Source organism: Porphyromonas canoris (genome assembly GCF_000765975.1).
In the GTDB taxonomy this organism is placed as follows: Bacteria; Bacteroidota; Bacteroidia; order Bacteroidales; family Porphyromonadaceae; genus Porphyromonas_A; species Porphyromonas_A canoris.
This window is the reverse complement of the sequence record NZ_JQZX01000012.1, coordinates 190,517-208,273: the sequence shown is the minus strand read 5'-3', so window position 1 is coordinate 208,273 and position 17,757 is coordinate 190,517. Positions and strand designations below refer to the sequence as shown.

15 protein-coding genes are annotated in these 17,757 nt (G+C 46.4%); 6 read left to right on the top strand and 9 right to left on the bottom strand.

Features of this window, described 5'->3' with window-relative positions:
* Positions 1 to 11: 11 nt before the first annotated feature.
* The 9 genes from lgt to HQ29_RS07315 form a co-directional block, all read right to left on the bottom strand.
* Positions 12 to 845 (bottom strand): prolipoprotein diacylglyceryl transferase, encoded by an 834-nt coding sequence (gene lgt, locus HQ29_RS07355; protein ID WP_036864886.1) that lies wholly within the window; start codon positions 843 to 845, stop codon positions 12 to 14.
* 59 nt (positions 846 to 904) lie between these two features.
* Positions 905 to 1,585 (bottom strand): ComEA family DNA-binding protein, encoded by a 681-nt coding sequence (locus HQ29_RS07350; protein ID WP_052089956.1) that lies wholly within the window; start codon positions 1,583 to 1,585, stop codon positions 905 to 907.
* A gap of 12 nt (positions 1,586 to 1,597) precedes the next feature.
* Entirely contained in the window at positions 1,598 to 2,260 is a 663-nt protein-coding gene (locus HQ29_RS07345; protein WP_036864889.1) for an ABC transporter ATP-binding protein, read from the bottom strand.
* Positions 2,257 to 3,000, bottom strand: coding sequence for a tRNA threonylcarbamoyladenosine dehydratase (locus tag HQ29_RS07340; RefSeq protein WP_036844824.1), 744 nt, complete (start codon positions 2,998 to 3,000; stop codon positions 2,257 to 2,259). Before HQ29_RS07340 ends, HQ29_RS07345 begins: the two co-directional genes overlap by 4 nt.
* 225 nt (positions 3,001 to 3,225) lie before the next feature.
* The gene (locus tag HQ29_RS07335) at positions 3,226 to 4,539 is read right to left on the bottom strand and encodes an ABC transporter permease (RefSeq protein ID WP_036868768.1); all 1,314 of its coding nucleotides are present in this window, start codon (positions 4,537 to 4,539) and stop codon (positions 3,226 to 3,228) included.
* On the bottom strand, positions 4,536 to 5,477 hold the full coding sequence (locus tag HQ29_RS07330; protein ID WP_036790032.1) for an ABC transporter ATP-binding protein: 942 nt from the start codon (positions 5,475 to 5,477) through the stop codon (positions 4,536 to 4,538). Before HQ29_RS07330 ends, HQ29_RS07335 begins: the two co-directional genes overlap by 4 nt.
* Positions 5,478 to 5,500: 23 nt before the next feature.
* Positions 5,501 to 7,519, bottom strand: a complete 2,019-nt coding sequence (gene dnaG, locus HQ29_RS07325) for a DNA primase (protein WP_036868766.1) — start codon at positions 7,517 to 7,519, stop codon at positions 5,501 to 5,503.
* Positions 7,489 to 8,250, bottom strand: a complete 762-nt coding sequence (kdsB, locus tag HQ29_RS07320; RefSeq protein WP_036864898.1) for a 3-deoxy-manno-octulosonate cytidylyltransferase — start codon at positions 8,248 to 8,250, stop codon at positions 7,489 to 7,491. The genes dnaG and kdsB overlap by 31 nt, the downstream gene beginning before the upstream one ends.
* Positions 8,251 to 8,313: 63 nt before the next feature.
* On the bottom strand, positions 8,314 to 10,380 hold the full coding sequence (locus tag HQ29_RS07315) for a gluzincin family metallopeptidase (protein ID WP_036864901.1): 2,067 nt from the start codon (positions 10,378 to 10,380) through the stop codon (positions 8,314 to 8,316).
* A gap of 911 nt (positions 10,381 to 11,291) precedes the next feature.
* On the opposite strand from HQ29_RS07315, the gene HQ29_RS07305 reads away from it, so the two are divergent.
* The 6 genes from HQ29_RS07305 to HQ29_RS07280 all read left to right on the top strand — a co-directional run bounded on the left by HQ29_RS07305 (position 11,292) and on the right by HQ29_RS07280 (position 17,606).
* A complete protein-coding gene (locus HQ29_RS07305) occupies positions 11,292 to 12,668 on the top strand; it encodes a tryptophanase (RefSeq protein ID WP_036864904.1) in 1,377 nt (458 codons plus the stop codon).
* Between the two features lie 251 nt (positions 12,669 to 12,919).
* Positions 12,920 to 13,327: a methylmalonyl-CoA epimerase gene (mce, locus tag HQ29_RS07300; RefSeq protein ID WP_036790014.1), complete on the top strand. Its 408-nt coding sequence runs from the start codon at positions 12,920 to 12,922 to the stop codon at positions 13,325 to 13,327.
* A 63-nt stretch (positions 13,328 to 13,390) separates the two neighbouring features.
* Entirely contained in the window at positions 13,391 to 14,944 is a 1,554-nt protein-coding gene (locus HQ29_RS07295; RefSeq protein WP_036844806.1) for an acyl-CoA carboxylase subunit beta, read from the top strand.
* 33 nt (positions 14,945 to 14,977) lie between these two features.
* Positions 14,978 to 15,871 carry an OadG family transporter subunit gene (locus HQ29_RS07290; protein WP_036868761.1) on the top strand — a complete coding sequence of 298 codons (894 nt, stop codon included), beginning with the start codon at positions 14,978 to 14,980 and terminating at the stop codon, positions 15,869 to 15,871.
* An 85-nt stretch (positions 15,872 to 15,956) separates the two neighbouring features.
* Positions 15,957 to 16,433 (top strand): biotin/lipoyl-containing protein, encoded by a 477-nt coding sequence (locus tag HQ29_RS07285; RefSeq protein ID WP_036868759.1) that lies wholly within the window; start codon positions 15,957 to 15,959, stop codon positions 16,431 to 16,433.
* Between the two features lie 9 nt (positions 16,434 to 16,442).
* Positions 16,443 to 17,606 (top strand): sodium ion-translocating decarboxylase subunit beta, encoded by a 1,164-nt coding sequence (locus tag HQ29_RS07280; protein ID WP_036790005.1) that lies wholly within the window; start codon positions 16,443 to 16,445, stop codon positions 17,604 to 17,606.
* The last annotated feature ends 151 nt before the right edge of the window (positions 17,607 to 17,757 follow it).

Below are 17,757 nucleotides of genomic sequence, written 5' to 3'. Positions count from 1 at the left end.
AGTTTTTAGTGTTAAATATTATTCTGTTTTGCCTTTTGGCTGTACACTATGGAAGCAATCCCCACTATGATAAAAGGAATACTGAGTAGCTGCCCCATATTCAGGAGCATATCTACCTCGAAATCTTCCTGAGGATTCTTCAAGAACTCTATAAAGAAACGAGCAGTAAAAAGAAGGGTCATAAACACTCCGAAGATGAGACCGGTCTTTTTATACGCGTCGCGTTTCCAATAGAGATACATACATATCGCGAATATGATAAGATAAGCAAGAGCTTCATAGATCTGCGTAGGGTGAGACGGAAGAGAGAATACAGGCTCTCCACCGTGGATCTCACCACCGTAAAGATTGGTGATAAAGCGAAATCCCCAAGGAAGATCCGTAGGTCTGCCGTATATCTCATGGTTCATAAGGTTTCCGGTACGTATCATTGCCGCAACCAATCCGCTCGGTACGGCAAGACGGTCGAACACCCAGAGCATACTCTTATGACTCACTTTCTTACTATAAAAATAGATGGCAATGATGATACCGAGCACGCCTCCGTGACTTGCCAAACCTCCTTCCCATGTCTTGAGAATCTCTATCGGATTTGCCAGATAGTAGGATGGATTGTAGAAGAGAACGTGTCCCAACCGTGCACCGATAAATGTTCCGAGAACGGTATAAATAACAAGATGGGTAAACCATTTCTCAGGTAACTGCTCTCTTTTCCACATCTTATCGAGGATGTAGTACCCGAAAACCAAAAGTCCGACAGCGAACAACAGACCATACCAACTTAACCGAACTCTTCCCAGAGTAAGGATGATAGGATCTGCTTCCCATGTTATGTATGCCAACATATAGTTACTTCATTATAATTTTAGACATTGCAAATTTAGTCATAATATACGAGACGCCCTTACTCTAATATGATATAAGGCGACAATCTAAGGCTATCATCCACAGAGAAGAGCGAGGTCTCGTACAATCCTTTCCACGTGGGGAGATCTCCTTTGGTGAGAATACGCTTGAGAGCAGACGCCTGACGGAATGAGATATAAGGATGTCTGCGCAGCTCTCCACCTTCAAAAGATGAGATCCTGACAGGCATCGGAAGCTCTTTTACATAGAAGTAGGGCTTTATCCGGCTGTATCGCTCTCTATCCATTCCATAGACCTCCTGAAGCTGTTCCGTACAATAATAATAGCCCCAAAGCAGCTCCCGATACTTCACAATCCTTTTGGCAAAAGAGGAACCGATGCCGGGCACACGGACGAGTAGGGCAGAGTCGGCACTGTTGAGGTCTATCTTCTCTCCTTTTTTCATCTTCTCCGGGAGCTGTTCACGTTTCGGAGGTCCGGGATAGTGCTTCGTGCGAGAGACTGTATCTCTTGTTTCTCCGAAAGTGGCAGGAATATTCGGGACGGTATCGTTCAAAATCTCCGGACTTTCTTGTGCCACGATAGCTCCGTGGGATGTTTCGGACGGATCGGAATAGAGCAGATAGCCGGCAAAGAGAGCGACAAAAAGGAGAAGAACGATGATGGCGATTACATCCGAACGTTTGAGATAAAACCAAGCAGGTCTTTTCTTACTCATAAGAAGTGGCTTTTATTGGCAGATTCCGTCCGCAAGTCTAATGGTACGATCGGCGATCTTGGTCAGCGCATCGTCGTGAGTTACGATCACGAAGGTGAGACCTTTTTCCTCTCTAAGTTTAAGGAACAGACTGTGCAACTCTTCTTTGTGTGCCTTATCCAATGCTCCCGACGGCTCATCCGCAAGGATCACCGTGGGGTTATTGATGAGAGCACGCCCAACAGCCACTCGTTGCTTCTCTCCTCCACTTAGTGCGGCAGGTTTATGATGGAGTCTCTCTCCCATATTGAGATAACGGAGCAGCTCTTCCGCTTTGGCGTAGGCTTCTTTCTTGGACACCCCTGCGATGAGAGCGGGTATTGCGACATTTTCGAGAGCGGTAAGCTCCGGCAGGATCTGATGAAACTGAAACACGAAGCCAATGTGTTTGTTGCGAAATCTTGCCTGCTCGTCTCCTTTAAGCGTTACTACGTCCGTGCCGTTGATCCGGACAGATCCTCCGTCCGGACTGTCCAGCGTCCCCAATATCTGCAGCAGGGTTGTCTTCCCGGTGCCGCTTGCTCCCACGACGGCTACTATCTCTCGTTCGTACACCTCTATCGAGAGACCTTTCAGTATATGTAGCGGACCGAAGCTCTTCTCTATTCCTTGGGCGGATATTACAGCTTTGCTCATTCGTTTTCTTCTTTTTGGGTTATCACACTTACGGCATAATAAGCCGCGTAACATCCGGCTACGGCGGGCAGATAAGCCACGGTTCCGTTCACCGATTTCTTATTGTTTTCTCCGTCTGTTACTTCAAGCGTCTCCTTATCAGGCAGCTCTTCAGAGTAGACAACGGGGAAAGAGACCGAGACGCCGAGCTTTCTTAATCTTTTCCGGACGACTCTTGAGAGAGGACATCCACCTACTTTCTTCATGTCGCCCACTCTAAGCTTTGTGGGATCGAACTTCGAGCCGGCGCCCATGGCGGATATGAACGGCATAGAACGGCGTTGAAGCGAGGCGATCAGAAAGACCTTTGGGCTCAATGTATCTATTGCATCTATGACGAAAGCGTAGGGTTCTGCGTCCAGCAACTCTTCGGTGAATTCATCTTTCAGGAATAGCCGGTGAGTCCTAACAACACACTCCGGGGCAATATCTCTGATGCGCTCTTCCCATAAATCCACTTTAGCCTTTCCAACAGTCGAGCAGGCGGCAATGATCTGTCTGTTGCGGTTGCTCTCCTGAACCTCATCGGCATCCACGATAGTGAGGTGTCCCACTCCGACACGAGCCAACATCTCCAATGCGTATCCTCCCACACCGCCTGCGCCCACCACCAGCACGTGAGCCTCTCTAAGCTTCTGCATGGCTTCGGTACCCATCAAGAGTTCGGTACGCTCCTGCCATCCGTAAACGTTCTCAATCATAGGCACAAAAATACGAAAAACGAAGAAGAGAGTGCTATCGTGACTCCTTTTTCGTATGTCAAACTTGCAAACGAATATTTACTCTCTAAGGTGAAAAACAAAGATCTGCAAACCGGAAGTCCTAAAGCGTTTCCGGCTTGCAGATTCGTCTGCGAAAGAGATCGGCTAAGTCTTATCTGTATTCAAACAAAGCTCCTCTCTGTTTCATCTTGACTTTTTCGCCCACTACTTATAGCGCAACCACTGCATCAAGGTCTTGTAGGACGGTTTCTTGCCATACATCAATATACCGATACGATATATTCTGGAAGCAAACCAGATAGAACCGAGAGCCGAAGCAATAAGTATTACAATGGATAGTACCAACTGCCACATCGGAGGCTCGAAAGGCAAACGAACCATCATCACCACCGGAGAAGAGAGCGGGAACATGGAAGCAAAAATAGTAAGCGGAGCATCCGGATTATTTGCAGCATAGAAGCCGAAGTAAAATGCCAACAAAGAAATGATCGTTACGGGCATCATCAGTTGTTGTCCGTCTTCATCGTTGTCTATCGCCGAGCCCACTGCGGCATAAAGAGAGGCATAGATCAGATAACCTCCAAGGAAGTAGAGGATGAATGACACGAAGATGAGCGAGAAGTTGATGCTCTGCAACGGCACAAGAATCTCTTCGATGAAGCCCTCCATCATGACACTTTCCTGTGCGGCAGAGATCTGCTTCATCTCCGCAACGGATGTAGTGAAGGTGTCGAACATGAAGAGCTGAAGCAGGAAGACTCCCCCGACAAACACCACAGCCCAAATAAAGAGCTGAGTGAAACCTATGAGAAGCGCAGCGATAATCTTGCCCATAAGAAGCTCAAAAGGCTGCACGGAGGAGATGATCACCTCCACGACACGATTCTTCTTCTCTTCCCGAACGGAGGCAAATACCATCATCCCGTACATGAAGATGAAGAAGTACATCACGAAATTGGTTATCATACCCAAAGCAGATGCCAAACCGGCGGAAGAAGAAACACTGTCCTCTCCGGATGCAACGATCTTTGCGGTTTGTATATCCAGACGCACCTTGGTATCATCAATAATGTTTTTCAGGTTCGGAATATCGAAAGAAGCGATCTTCTCCTCTTGAAGCACCGGCATGATCTGATCGTAAACAAGATCCGAAAGCTCCGATGTAATCTGCTTTTCCGTAAAGATTTTTATCCCTCTGGGATTCTCCAACAAGTCCTCCGAGATGAGCACATAGGCATACATCTCTGTTCCTTCGGCTCGCTCCTCATCTAAGCTCTTGGAAGTGGTTATGAAACGAAAACCGTCCTTGTTCTTAAGGTGGGAGAAGTACTTTCCGGGCTGGTCTGCAACAAGAACCACTTTCTCTTCGTCCGTTGTACTCTTGGTGTTCATCAATATCGCCGGGATAAAGCTGATGGCGATAAAGAAGATCGGGGTGAGAATCGTAAAAATAATGAACGACTTCTTGAGTACCTTCTCACGATACTCACGAGATATTATTACTCCTAACTTTTTCATGCTTCTACTGCTACTGGTTCTGTTTTGGTTACAGTGTCTATGAATATGTCCTGTATGGACGGAATGATCTCTTCAAACTTCACAAGCTCGCCAAGTGGAACAAAGTCCGCGATAATCTCGTTCACGCTCGCCTGATTCGGGTTCAGCACCTCCACTTCCCAAAATCCGGCTCTCTCGTTATGATGCATACTGACACCGTAACGCTCCTTAAGAGATGACGGTATCTCAAATCCGTTGTTGGCGTAGTAGCTGATACCATATTTAGATCCCTTGAAACGCTGCTTGATTTCGCTTACTGAACCTTGAAGTACAAGGCGAGACTTATTGATCAGTCCCATATCATCGCACACCTCTTCCACGCTCTGCATATTGTGTGTGGAGAATATAATGGTGTGTCCTTTATCTTTGAAACCGAGGATTTCATCTTTTAGGAGCTTGGCATTGACGGGGTCGAAACCGCTGAAAGGCTCGTCAAAGATGAGCAGTTCGGGCTCATGAAGGACAGTGGCAACGAATTGCACCTTCTGCTGCATCCCTTTGGAGAGCTCTTCTACCTTGCGATTCCACCAAGGCATGATGTCAAACTTTTCAAACCATTCTGTCAGCTTCTTCACAGCATCCTGTCTGGAAAGTCCTTTAAGTCTTGCCAGATAGATGGCCTGCTCCCCTACTTTCATCTTGCGGAAGAGTCCTCTCTCTTCAGGAAGGTATCCGATGTTTTGCGTATCCTCCTGTACCATTTTTCTTCCCTTAAACAACACTTCTCCGCTATCGGATATACCAATGCGGTTAAGTATGCGTATAAGAGTGGTCTTACCCGCTCCATTGGGACCGAGTAAACCATAAACTCTTCCTTGCTGCACCTCTATGCTGACATGATCCAATGCACGATGAGCGGAAAAGTCTTTTACAATCTCTTTTGTTTCTATAAAAATCATCTGGTTCGTATGTGTGTGGATTATTATTTCAGTATGATATTGTTCGGGATGAGAACACGCTCTCCCAACCGGTTTGCCATATTGTTCCTAATGGCTGTCCAGCGTTGTATCTCTTTCAGAATCTCTGTACGCCGTTCGATATTCTCCTCATCTGGCTCCTTCAAGCTCTCCATAAGGTGGTCTATCTTCTCTCTGACGTAGTTGAACTTCAGGTTCAGAATAAGCTTATAGACAGCTGTTACCAGCTTGTGAGCCTCTTCCGTCTTATCTTTCTCTCCTCCATGAATGGCACTCAAAGGTCTTTCGTCCGTGATGATACGAGTACCCAACAGACGGATACCATCTTCCGGATGAGAGAGAAGCTGCTTGTAAATCTGCTCCTTATCCATATTCGGGATCATCTCTTTGTAGAGAAGGCGATAGAAACGCGTGAATGCTTCGGAGAAGAAGCCGGTGTCTTCCAGTTCGGACAGCTCTCCCTCCACCAGCTCGAATACTGCCGGAGAGTAAAGTTCGCCCGACTCGGTCTCAAACTTTATGGGGTCAAGGATGGTAAAAATATCTTTGAGCAGAGCATGGAGCAAGGCAAACTCACCCGGTTTGAGGTTGTGATCCTTTGCCGGAGTCTGCACAAGTCGCTCTGTCTGCCCTTCCGTCGAGAGAGTCTCTGCCTCTTGTTCTATCCGTGAAAGAGATTGCTCGGAATGTTTCTGCCTCTCGCTCCTCTTCTCGCTGATGGATGAGAATGCCACTTCTTCCGATATTCCGGTATGAGCAACGGCTTCTTTGATGTAAAACTCCCTTGTCAGCTCATCCGGAATGAGTGCGATAGAGGATAGAATACTGCTCGTCATCTGCACGCGAGCCTGTACGTCCTGTCCCTTGTTTCGCATCAGCACATCGCTCTTAAAGCTCACAAAGTCCTGTTCATTGGCATCGACATAGGCGTAAAACTCCTCCGGTGTTTTCTCTTTGACAAATGTATCGGGGTCGTGTTCGGGAGGAAGCGTGAGGATCTTAACGTTCAATCCCTGCTCCAATCCCACATCAATACCACGAAGAGCCGCTTTAAGTCCCGGAGCATCACCGTCAAAAAAGAGCGTTATATTGTGAGTAAACCTCTTGATTTTACGCACTTGAGACTCTGTCAAAGCCGTACCGGAAGATGCCACCACATGCTTTATTCCTGCCTGATGAAGTGCCAAAACATCCATGTAACCCTCCACGACGAAGCATTTGTCCTGCTTTCCGATCTCCTGTTTTGCCTGAAAAAGTCCGTATAGCTCGTCTCCTTTACTATAAATATCCGTTTCGGGAGAGTTGACGTACTTCGCTGCTTTTTGAGAAGGTTTGAGGATGCGGCCTCCAAAACCAACGACACCTCCGGAGAGAGTATGTATCGGGAATATGATCCGACCTTGGAAACGTTCCCAGATGCGCCCGTCTTCTCCTTTCGTTATAAGTCCTGCCTTGATAAGAGATTCCTCCTTGAGACCTTTTTTCATAGCCTCTGAGTGGAGATACCCTTGCTTATCGGGAGAAAAGCCTATCTGAAACTCTTTCAAGACCTCTTCATGGAAGCCTCGTTCTCTGAAGTAGGATAGACCGATGGTGCGACCCTCTTGCACTTCAAACAGTTCGCGGACAAAAAGATCGCGGGCAAAGCTGTTTGCCATGAAAAGAGCCTCTCTCTCGTTTCGGACTTCAAGCTCCTCCGCCGAGAGTTCGCGCTCCACAATCTCTATTCCATACTTTTTGGCAAGGTACCGAATGGCATCGACCCACGAGAGTTGCTCGTGTTTCATGATGAAATTGAGAGGAGAACCGCCCTCTCCACAGCTGAAACACTTGCATATATTCTTGGAAGGAGAAACGTAGAAAGAAGGATTGCGATCTTGATGAAAAGGACAGAGACCTATATAATTCTGTCCACGACGATGCAGAGATACGAAGTCGCTCACCACGTCTACTATCTCTGCTCTGTCCAGAACCTCATCTACTGTTCGGGCATCTATCCTATATTTTCCGCCAACACCCTCCATGCTGTTTCAAGATCCTCCTCTGTATCTATTCCGATAGTCGGGATGTTTGTCTCTCTGCATACTATCCGAAATCCGTTTTGTAACCAACGGAGCTGCTCCAGCATCTCTATACACTCGTATGGAGAGCGCGGAAGTGCGCAGACTTTTTCCAATGCTTCCGGTCGGTAAGCGTACATACCAAGATGCTTGTAGTAAACCCCGGAAAGATCTACCGGTATGCCTCCCTCATCTTTTCGGGAGTACGGAATAGGCAGGCGAGAGAAATAGAGTGCATTATCGGAGAGATCCCTAACCACTTTCACCACATTCGGATTCTTTGCCAGCTCCGAGACATTCCCCTCTTTAGCCAAATCTATGCAGAGAGTCGCTATATCCGTCCGAGCATCTTCAAATGCACCGCGAAGCAGATCCAAGTGTTCTTTTGAAACAAAAGGCTCATCCCCCTGCACATTGATGATGACATCCGCCACAAATCCGCTCTTCCTGTACGCCTCAAGGCAACGATCCGTTCCGCTTTGATGGTCCGGAGAGGTCATGATGGCTTTTCCGCCGTGTGCCTCCACGGCATCCACAATCTCTTGCGAATCTGTTGCGACAACGGCAAGATCCACATACCGACTTGCACGATTGTAAACATGTACCACTATGGGCAGCTCTCCGAGCAGTCTCAAAGGCTTACGGGGCAGGCGTTGAGAGCCTATCCGGGCAGGAATGATTGCTATTGTTTTCATCGACATTGCTATACTTAAAGATCTCTCTGCAAAGATAGCGGAAAAAGCCTACGATGTCCCGATTTATTTTCTCAAGACACGCAAGGCCTCCGAAGTGGATGTCAGGATCGGTTCAGTAGATATGGGAGCACCTACGGCATGCTTCATCCAATGATTCGGAAGTATTCGTCCCACAGAGAACATCCGCTGTACCTCTTTTGCCAAGTTCTTATCTCCCATGTATTTTTCTATCTGGAAGTTGATAAGATGCCCTACGGAATAGTTCGGCAAATAGAGCGGATAGACCAACATGTGAGAATAAATTCCCAGCAGGGTCTCGTCTTTTCCTCCGAGTATGTCGGCATAGTAGCTGTTCCAAACCTCTTTGGCGATCTTCAAGAGCGCCTCTTTGAGCTCTGCCGGAGAGGCTTCGGGGTTGGCATACATCCACTCCCATACCGCAATATCCACGAGCGACACACCCATGATCTCGTAACAGCTCCAAAACTTATCGAGAGCCATATAGTACATATCCTCTTCCGAAATGGTCTGCAATCCGAGCAGCTGAAGATCTTTCAGCTGAAACAAGAAAGCAAGAGCCTCTGTAAAGCCGGTGTTGGGTACGCCGTTGAGCATATAATAGTCGACATCGTTCATCGAAATGGTCTGTTCGACGTTGTGTCCGAACTCGTGTACGGCAATGTTGTAGCCTTTGTAGTCCATCCCTTTCTCCCCTATTCTTGTACGAAGTCGGGCTACATCGCCTCTCATCATAGAGCCCATGGCGTGTCCGGCACCTCTTGAAGGATCTACCACAATCAGTGAAGTGATACGCTCAGCCTCTTCCGGTGTCCAGCCGAGCTTTACAAGGATATGAGGCAGATCTGCTTTGAGAGCATCCGGATTGGGATAGAGCTTGGAAGTGATCTTTGTAAGCTCATCTTCGGACATGGTTCCGCGAGGTTTGAATCCATCGTACCAAATATCGAAAGGCTCCAACGGACGACCGAGTCGCTCTGCAATGAACGATGCCACCTCTCTCACCTGAGGCGATGTAAGCAGACTGATGAAGAGCGACTTAACCTCAGCCAGCGGGATCTCCATATCCCGATCTATGGCTCTGTCTATCTGGGTGGGATAGTGAGGGAAGTAAGGGTCCAGAGCTTTTGAGGAAAGAAAATTATTGAGCAGTGCCACGTAACGCATATCATCCGAACTTTTCGCTGCCACATCGGCTCCGGAAGCATCCACGATCTTATTGCTGTAAGGCTCCCAAAGCAGCTCCTCATTGCCCACGACGTTTTCAGGCAGGGTCTGATCTATTATTCGCTTCATCACTTGGTAGATCATCCGCTGTTTGGTGAGACCTTGCTCTTTGTTCGCGTAGTTGGATTTAAGCTCGTCTCTCAACCCCCAATGGGATATGAGCTTCATATCTTCGGGGAAGAGTCTCTGCCCGTTTTCGTCCACAAGGTTGCCCATTACGATATTGTATTCGGCTATATAGGTGTCGTTCTCGGTAAGAACCTTGGACTGCCCTTGCTTTATGGATGCCGGCACGCGAGAGATAAAGCGGTCTCCCATCCGTGCATAAGCCCACTCTCTCCTGCTCCAGCTCTCTCCCAGACGGCTCTTCTCTTCGAGCGTATAGAATGGGAAGTTGAGTGCCGTAACGAATGCCACCTTCCCGGAGAACATATCGTCATCCAGGTGTGAGTACACATCGTAGTAGCCAAAGAGCATATCCACCTCCGTTGTGGCAGGTCCCGATACGTGCAAAGGGCGTTTCAGGTGAGAGTCTATCTTATGAAAGTGTCCGATCATAACTTCAAAGTTGCGCTCCAGAGTATCGTACAGCCCGGAAAGTTCTGCCTCATCCGCCACAAACATTTTGCGGCAAAAAGCCTCAAACTCTTCGGCTGTGCCATCTTCGGCACGCCACAATGCCGCCACTTGAGAGACTCCACGCTCTATTCTGAACAAGGAGGACTTCCCGTGCAACATCTTTAGGGTGTCTGTCGTTTTCTGTATCTGTTCCATAGTGATAGAGGTTGCCGCCTCCGACTTATCCGTGCCGCACTTATTCTGTCCGGCACAAGCAGAAAGCAGTAAAGCGAAAGTCGCAAGCAAGATTGCATTTAATCGTCTCATAGGTCCTTAACTAAATTGGTTCTACTATTTCTTTGGAGATCTCTTTCGCTAAAAAGAGATTAAAATATCCATGTAAATATAAAACGTTTTAGGGGAACGAACAAAGCGAATACTATTAAGAAGAAAAAAGGGCATAAGGGAAAGATGCTCCGGCAAAGTGCACTTTTATATAAAAACAGGGAGATGAAGCCATTTTTTCCGACCGGCTCATCTTCTCCTCAAATTGCGCCCACGCCTTAAGAAAAGAGATAAAAACCTATAAACCAACAGATTCGCGAATTTATTGAATTTGAGAACTTTTCTCCCTTTGGTCGCTTTCAAGTGCCATTTTCGCGTTAATAAACTTCAAAATATGAAGGATTGAGTGTGAATGGATCTTAATGCAAAAATCACCCCAAAAACCGACACCTAAGGGCAAAAACCATTAAAACACTAATTATCAACAGAGTAAGCAAAAACTCTAAACACGTTAATTGAATCCGGTAAACGTATTAAATGAAATCAGTAAACGTGTTCATTGAAAAATTAAACACGTTAAGCCGACAAAATATGCTCGTTTAGCGTTTTGGCTTAGCAGGTATCGGAATTTGTGTTAATAAAATGAGGTGATTTTAACTATTCCCTTACCCTCTAAAAATGAGGTGTCGGATCAAAATAGAGAGAGGGGAAAAGACGACCATTTTCGGTATGGAATATATAAAAATGAAAGGGTCGGCGAGTTTTGATTTTTCAACAAAATTTCAGAGTTTGCATGACAAAAAAATAATACCTAAATTTATCCCGATTTTGGGAAACGGATCTCTCCGGTTCGGCAACAGTTATGGCCCAAAGCGGAGAGAACGGAGCGCTTCCCGAAATGGAGTCGAATACTGAATTATGTACCATATTTAACGATATAACACAAGAAAGTTATGGAAATACCATTTGCAGAATCTTACCGCATCAAAATGGTTGAGCCGATCCACAGATCGACTCGTGAAGAGCGTGAACAATGGATTAAAGAGGCGAAGTATAACCTCTTCAAGCTAAGCAGTAAACACGTTTTCATCGACCTCCTTACAGACTCCGGTACCGGAGCAATGAGCAACCGCCAATGGTCTGCCATGATGATGGGAGACGAAAGCTATGCCGGAGCAGAAAGCTATTTCGAGCTGAAAGAAGCTATCAAAAAGATCCTCGGATTCCCTTACTTCTTACCTACTCACCAGGGACGCGCAGCAGAGAACGTGCTTTTCTCTACAATCGTAAAAGAGGGCGACTATCTTCCGGGCAACTCTCACTTTGACACCACAAAAGGTCATATAGAATACCGCAAGGCTCATGCCGTAGACTGTACCATATCAGCGGCAGCACAGACAGAGCTTGAGCTTCCGTTCAAGGGAGAAGTAGACTTGGAAAAGCTGGAAAAGGTATTGGCAAACAACCCTAAAGAGAAGATCCCTTGCGTGGTACTTACGGTAACCAACAACACGGCAGGCGGTCAGCCCGTATCTATGAAGAATATACGCGACGTGCACAACCTCTGCCGCAAGTATGATATTCCATTGCTGTTGGACTCTGCACGCTTTGCGGAAAATGCTTACTTCATCAAGACAAGAGAAGAGGGCTATGCGGACAAGAGCATCAAAGAGATCGTGCGCGAAATGTTCTCTTATGCGGACATGATGACCATGTCCAGCAAGAAAGACGCTATCGTAAACATGGGCGGTTTCGTGGCTTTCAAGAACGAAGAGCTATGGAAAAGATGCCAGATGTTCTGTATTATGAACGAAGGATATATCACCTACGGTGGTATGAGTGGACGAGATATGGCTGCCTTGGCAGTAGGCTTGGACGAAGGCACTCAATTCGATACTCTCGACACCAGAATACGTCAGGTGCAATATCTTGCGGCAAAACTCGATGAGTATGGCATACCTTATCAACGCCCGGCAGGCGGACACGCCATCTTCCTTGATGCCAAAAAGATCCTTCCTCAACTGCCTCGTGAAGAGTTCGTAGCCCAAACACTGGGAGTGGAACTCTATCTGGAAGCCGGAATACGCGGTGTGGAGATCGGTGCCATCCTTGCAGACCGGGATCCTGAAACCAAAGAGAACAGATACCCGGAGCTTGAACTGCTTCGTCTTGCAATACCTCGCCGTACATATACAAACAACCACATGGATGTGATTGCCGCAGCAGTGAAAAATGTATATGACCGCAGGGAAAGCATCACAAAAGGATATGAGATAACTTTTGAACAACCCGTGATGCGTCACTTCACAGTAGAACTTAAAAAGCTATAACGTGAAGCTGCTCATCAAACACTTATAAGTGGAAAGAAATATTCGGCGAGTCTCACCTGATAAACTGTGTGAGACTCGCCGAATGACTTTTATACCCCCGAACAACGAGCAGCAAGGAAGACTCGAAAGTGATACATTTGCCAATAAAATCGGACTCTCTTAAAAAATTGTCCTAATAAAGATAATGTTCTATATTTGCATAATAGAATAATGTAAGCAAGATTTATACACAAACACTTATACATTTCATTATGAATATTTCTCACATTGAGCACTTGGGTATTGCCGTTAAGAGCATCGAAGATTCTCTTCCATACTACGAGGGAGTCTTGGGTCTAAAGTGCTACAACATCGAAGTAGTAGAAGACCAAAAAGTAAAAACCGCTTTCTTCAAGGTAGGACAAACCAAGATAGAGCTTCTTGAACCAACCTCAGAAGACAGTACTATTGCGAAGTTCATAGAGAAAAAAGGAGAAGGTATCCACCACATTGCATTCTCTGTAGCCGATGTGAATGCAGAGCTGCCACTGTTGGAAGAAAAAGGTGTCCAGCTCATCGACAAGAAAGCCCGTAAAGGAGCAGAAGGTCTAAACATCGCATTCCTTCACCCGAAAAGTACAAGAGGCGTACTTACGGAGCTTTGCTGCTCTTGCGAATAATACTCCGCGAAGAGCCGAAACTTTTAGATCAGAAAGACAAACAAAATAAACACGAAATTTAGAATGAGTACTCAGTTAGACAAGATAAGAGAGCTTATCGAGAAAAGAAATACAGCTCGCCTGGGCGGCGGCGAAAAACGTATCGAAAGCCAGCATGCTCGTGGAAAATATACTGCTCGCGAACGTATAGCACTCCTTTTGGATGAAGGAAGTTTCGAGGAGTTCGATATGTTCGTACAGCACAGATGCTCGAACTTTGGTATAGATAAAACAAAGTTTCTCGGTGATGGTGTAGTGGTAGGCTCCGGTACAATAGACGGCAGACTGGTTTACATCTTTGCTCAAGACTTTACCGTATTTGGCGGTGCACTCTCTGAAATGCTTGCTGCTAAGATCTGTAAGGTGATGGATATGGCTATGAAGATGGGGGCTCCCGTTATCGGTCTTAACGACTCAGGCGGTGCACGTATCCAAGAAGGCGTAAACGCTCTTGCAGGATATGCAGAGATATTCCAACGCAATATCCTTGCTTCCGGTGTGGTACCTCAAATATCTGCCATCTTCGGTCCTTGTGCCGGTGGTGCGGTTTACTCTCCAGCTCTTACCGACTTCAATATCATGTGCCGCGGAACAAGCTATATGTTCCTTACCGGTCCTAAAGTGGTTAAGACCGTAACGTATGAAGATGTAACACAAGAAGAGCTTGGTGGAGCAGATGTTCATACAACCAAGTCGGGCGTGGCACACTTCGCAGTGGATACAGAAGAGGAAGGACTAAATCTTATCCGCCATCTTCTCAGCTTCATGCCGCAAAACAACATGGAGGATGCTCCGGCTATCGAATGCACCGACCCTGTAAACAGAATGGAAGATGCGTTGAACCACATCATTCCGGACTCTCCTAACCGTGCATACGATATGTATGACGTGATCGGTGCTATCGTGGATAATGGTGAGTTTCTTGAAGTACACAAAGACTACGCGCAGAATATCATCGTTGGTTTTGCTCGCTTCGGCGGTCAGAGTGTAGGTATCATTGCCAACCAACCAAAGGTGATGGCGGGTAGTTTGGACTGTAACGCGTCTCGCAAGGGTGCTCGTTTCGTTCGCTTCTGCGATGCTTTCAATATTCCTCTTGTTACGCTTGTGGACGTTCCTGGATTCCTTCCGGGTACCGGTCAAGAGTACAACGGCGTCATCACTCACGGGGCAAAGATTCTTTATGCTTACGGAGAAGCTACCGTGCCTAAGATTACAATCATTCTTCGCAAAGCGTATGGCGGTGCTTATATCGTAATGAGCTCTAAACACTTGCGCGGTGATATCAACTACGCTTGGCCTTCTGCGGAAATCGCCGTAATGGGTCCATCGGGAGCTGTTGAAGTGATCTTTGCGAAAGAAGTTGCTGCTGCAAGCGATCCGGCATTGGCTGCACAAGAAAAAGAAGCAGAGTATCGCAATGCATTTGCAAACCCATACAATGCTGCATCTTACGGTTACATCGACGATGTTATCGAGCCTGCAAATACTCGCTTCCGCATCGTAAGAGCATTGAAGCAGCTTCAAACAAAGAAAGTGTACAACCCGGCGAAGAAACACGACAACATTCCGCTATAATGTACTCTATCTTCAGACATGAATTCTTGCAAGATGAATAAACTTTTCATCAGGAGTACGCTCCTTCTCCTATGTTTTATCTTTCCTTTGACTATATCGGCTCAGAGCGTGAAAGCTCTGCGTCTGAATGAAGTGCTGGTAGTTAATGAAACAAACTTTATTGACGGTTACGGCAACAGGAGTGCTTGGATAGAAATATACAACAACTCCGCAGGAACGGTAAACATAGGAGGTTGCTTTCTGACTGATGATCAAAGCAATCCTAAGAAATATCCTATTCCGAGAGGAGACGTAAAAACAAAGATCGCTCCATTTCAGCACACTCTTTTCTGGGCTGATAACTCTCCGGAAAAAGGGACATTTCATGTCAATTTTACGTTAAAAACAGATCAACCGAACTATCTTGCCCTCTATGACGCCGATGGCAAAACTCTTATAGACGAAATAATGATACCTGCCGGGCAAAAAGCGGATATCAGTTACGGAAGAACGGTAGACGGTAAGCCCGGATGGTCTGAACTTAAAAAAACAACTCCGGACACCAATAACGTTACTTTGGATACCAATACCAAAGTGGAAAACTTAAAGGTCAATGACCCTTACGGTGTCGCAATAATAGTAATATCTATGTTAGTAGTATTTTTAGCACTTATAGTCTTCTTCCTTGTGTTTAAGCCTGTGGGGAAATCTTTTACTCGCAATCAGGAAGGAAGAAGAAATGTCAAAGACATGTCGGATGCGGGCATCAAGCCAACGCCTTGTAAGGGAAAAGCGGACGACGCTGTCTATGCAGCTATTGCGATGGCTATGTATGAACACTTCGAGTCAGGCTACGAGAAAAATGGTCGGATCACTATCTCTCCGGCTAAGAGAGCCTATTCTCCGTGGAGTTCTAAAATACAAACCATGAGACAGTACCCAAGATAATAGAACGCTTGGAAGAGTCCGTCTATCTGCCCGAACAGATAGAGGAAAGACCTATAATAAATTTACACTCAAAGAATACAGAACAATGCAAACTTACAAATACACTATCAATGGTAAGGAATACGAAGTAACCATTGGAGAGACTAAAGGTAACGAAGTAGCCGTTAGTGTAAATGGCACACCATATACCATAACTAAGGAAGGCAAGCAAGCAGCACCGCCTGCACCTCAACCGGCTTCCGCTCCGGCTCCAACACCTAAAGCAGCTCCGGCTCCCGTTGCAGCACCTGCACCTCAACCGGCTCCTGCTCCTGCGGCTCCTGCTCCTGCTCCTGCAGCGTCAGGCTCAGGTCATGCCGTTAAATCTCCTCTTCCGGGAGTAATATTGGATATTACCTGCAATGTGGGAGATGCTGTGAAAAAAGGGCAAAAGCTTCTTGTCTTGGAAGCAATGAAGATGGAGAACGACATCAAAGCGGACAGAGACGGTGTTGTCGCATCTATCAATGTGGCTAAAGGCGAAAGCATCCAAGAAGGTCATACCCTCGTTACTATTTCATAATAAGCTCTCATGTTTGAAGCATTCTTAGATGTGCTTAGCAGCAGCCTCGATATGTTTATAAGCAATACGGGGTTTGCGAATGCCACATGGCAGCATTTTGTAATGTTGTCATTCGGATTGCTTTTCATCTTTTTAGGCATCAAATATGAGTGGGAGCCTCTTCTGCTCATCCCGATAGGTTTCGGGATGCTCATTGGCAATATTCCATTCAATGAAGAAGCCGGTTTACAGATAGGTATCTACGAAGAGGGTTCGGTACTGAATATCCTCTATCAAGGGGTTAGACAGGGGTGGTATCCTCCTCTTATATTCTTGGGCATCGGGGCAATGACGGACTTCTCTGCTCTTATCTCCAATCCCAAGCTTATTTTGATTGGAGCTGCGGCTCAGTTTGGTATTTTCGGAGCATATGCCTTGGCTTTAGCTTTCGGTTTTGAACCGCATCAAGCCGGAGCCATCGGTATCATCGGAGGAGCAGATGGTCCTACTGCGATCTTTCTTGCTTCAAAGTTAGCTCCGAATCTGCTTGGAGCCATTGCGGTGTCCGCCTACTCTTACATGGCGTTGGTACCGCTTATCCAGCCTCCATTCATGCGTATGCTCACGACATCAAAGGAGCGTCTTATACGCATGAAGCCTCCACGTCAGGTCTCTCATACGGAAAAAGTCCTCTTCCCTATCATTGGTCTGTTGCTCACTACCTTTATTGTTCCCTCCGGACTTCCCTTGTTAGGAATGCTGTTCTTCGGCAATCTCCTTAAAGAGAGCGGTGTTACAAGAAGATTGGCAGAGACTGCAAGAGGACCGCTTATTGACGTTGTAACGATTTTGCTTGGTGTTACCGTGGGTGCTTCAACGCAAGCATCTCAATTTCTATCCACACAGTCTGTTCTTATCTTTGGGCTTGGAGCGTTCTCCTTTATGCTTGCAACTTGTGCAGGGATATTGTTTGTCAAGTTCTTCAACCTTTTCCTAAAAGGGGACAACAAGATAAACCCTCTCATCGGCAATGCCGGAGTATCTGCCGTTCCGGACTCTGCTCGTATATCGAACCATGTCGGATTGGAGTATGACGACACCAACTATCTGCTCATGCACGCTATGGGACCCAATGTTGCCGGAGTCATCGGCTCTGCCGTAGCCGCCGGTATTCTGCTCGGATTCCTCAGCTAAAAAGAATAAAGACATTTATAATATAAAAGGAGAAGATTTCGCTTGAAATCTTCTCCTTTTTATTTTATATCAAATGAGCAAAACGTCCGGAAGATACCTGTCTACGAAAAGCGACGATCCTCTTTCTGCCCCAAAGTATCGGCAAAACAAA

Coding starts and splice junctions, on each gene's coding strand:
- lgt (WP_036864886.1), bottom strand. CDS start 845: ATGTTGGCATACATAACATGGGAAGCAGATCCTATCATCCTTACTCTG.
- HQ29_RS07350 (WP_052089956.1), bottom strand. CDS start 1,585: ATGAGTAAGAAAAGACCTGCTTGGTTTTATCTCAAACGTTCGGATGTA.
- HQ29_RS07345 (WP_036864889.1), bottom strand. CDS start 2,260: ATGAGCAAAGCTGTAATATCCGCCCAAGGAATAGAGAAGAGCTTCGGT.
- HQ29_RS07340 (WP_036844824.1), bottom strand. CDS start 3,000: ATGATTGAGAACGTTTACGGATGGCAGGAGCGTACCGAACTCTTGATG.
- HQ29_RS07335 (WP_036868768.1), bottom strand. CDS start 4,539: ATGAAAAAGTTAGGAGTAATAATATCTCGTGAGTATCGTGAGAAGGTA.
- HQ29_RS07330 (WP_036790032.1), bottom strand. CDS start 5,477: ATGATTTTTATAGAAACAAAAGAGATTGTAAAAGACTTTTCCGCTCAT.
- dnaG (WP_036868766.1), bottom strand. CDS start 7,519: ATGGAGGGTGTTGGCGGAAAATATAGGATAGATGCCCGAACAGTAGAT.
- kdsB (WP_036864898.1), bottom strand. CDS start 8,250: ATGAAAACAATAGCAATCATTCCTGCCCGGATAGGCTCTCAACGCCTG.
- HQ29_RS07315 (WP_036864901.1), bottom strand. CDS start 10,380: ATGAGACGATTAAATGCAATCTTGCTTGCGACTTTCGCTTTACTGCTT.
- HQ29_RS07305 (WP_036864904.1), top strand. CDS start 11,292: ATGGAAATACCATTTGCAGAATCTTACCGCATCAAAATGGTTGAGCCG.
- mce (WP_036790014.1), top strand. CDS start 12,920: ATGAATATTTCTCACATTGAGCACTTGGGTATTGCCGTTAAGAGCATC.
- HQ29_RS07295 (WP_036844806.1), top strand. CDS start 13,391: ATGAGTACTCAGTTAGACAAGATAAGAGAGCTTATCGAGAAAAGAAAT.
- HQ29_RS07290 (WP_036868761.1), top strand. CDS start 14,978: ATGAATAAACTTTTCATCAGGAGTACGCTCCTTCTCCTATGTTTTATC.
- HQ29_RS07285 (WP_036868759.1), top strand. CDS start 15,957: ATGCAAACTTACAAATACACTATCAATGGTAAGGAATACGAAGTAACC.
- HQ29_RS07280 (WP_036790005.1), top strand. CDS start 16,443: ATGTTTGAAGCATTCTTAGATGTGCTTAGCAGCAGCCTCGATATGTTT.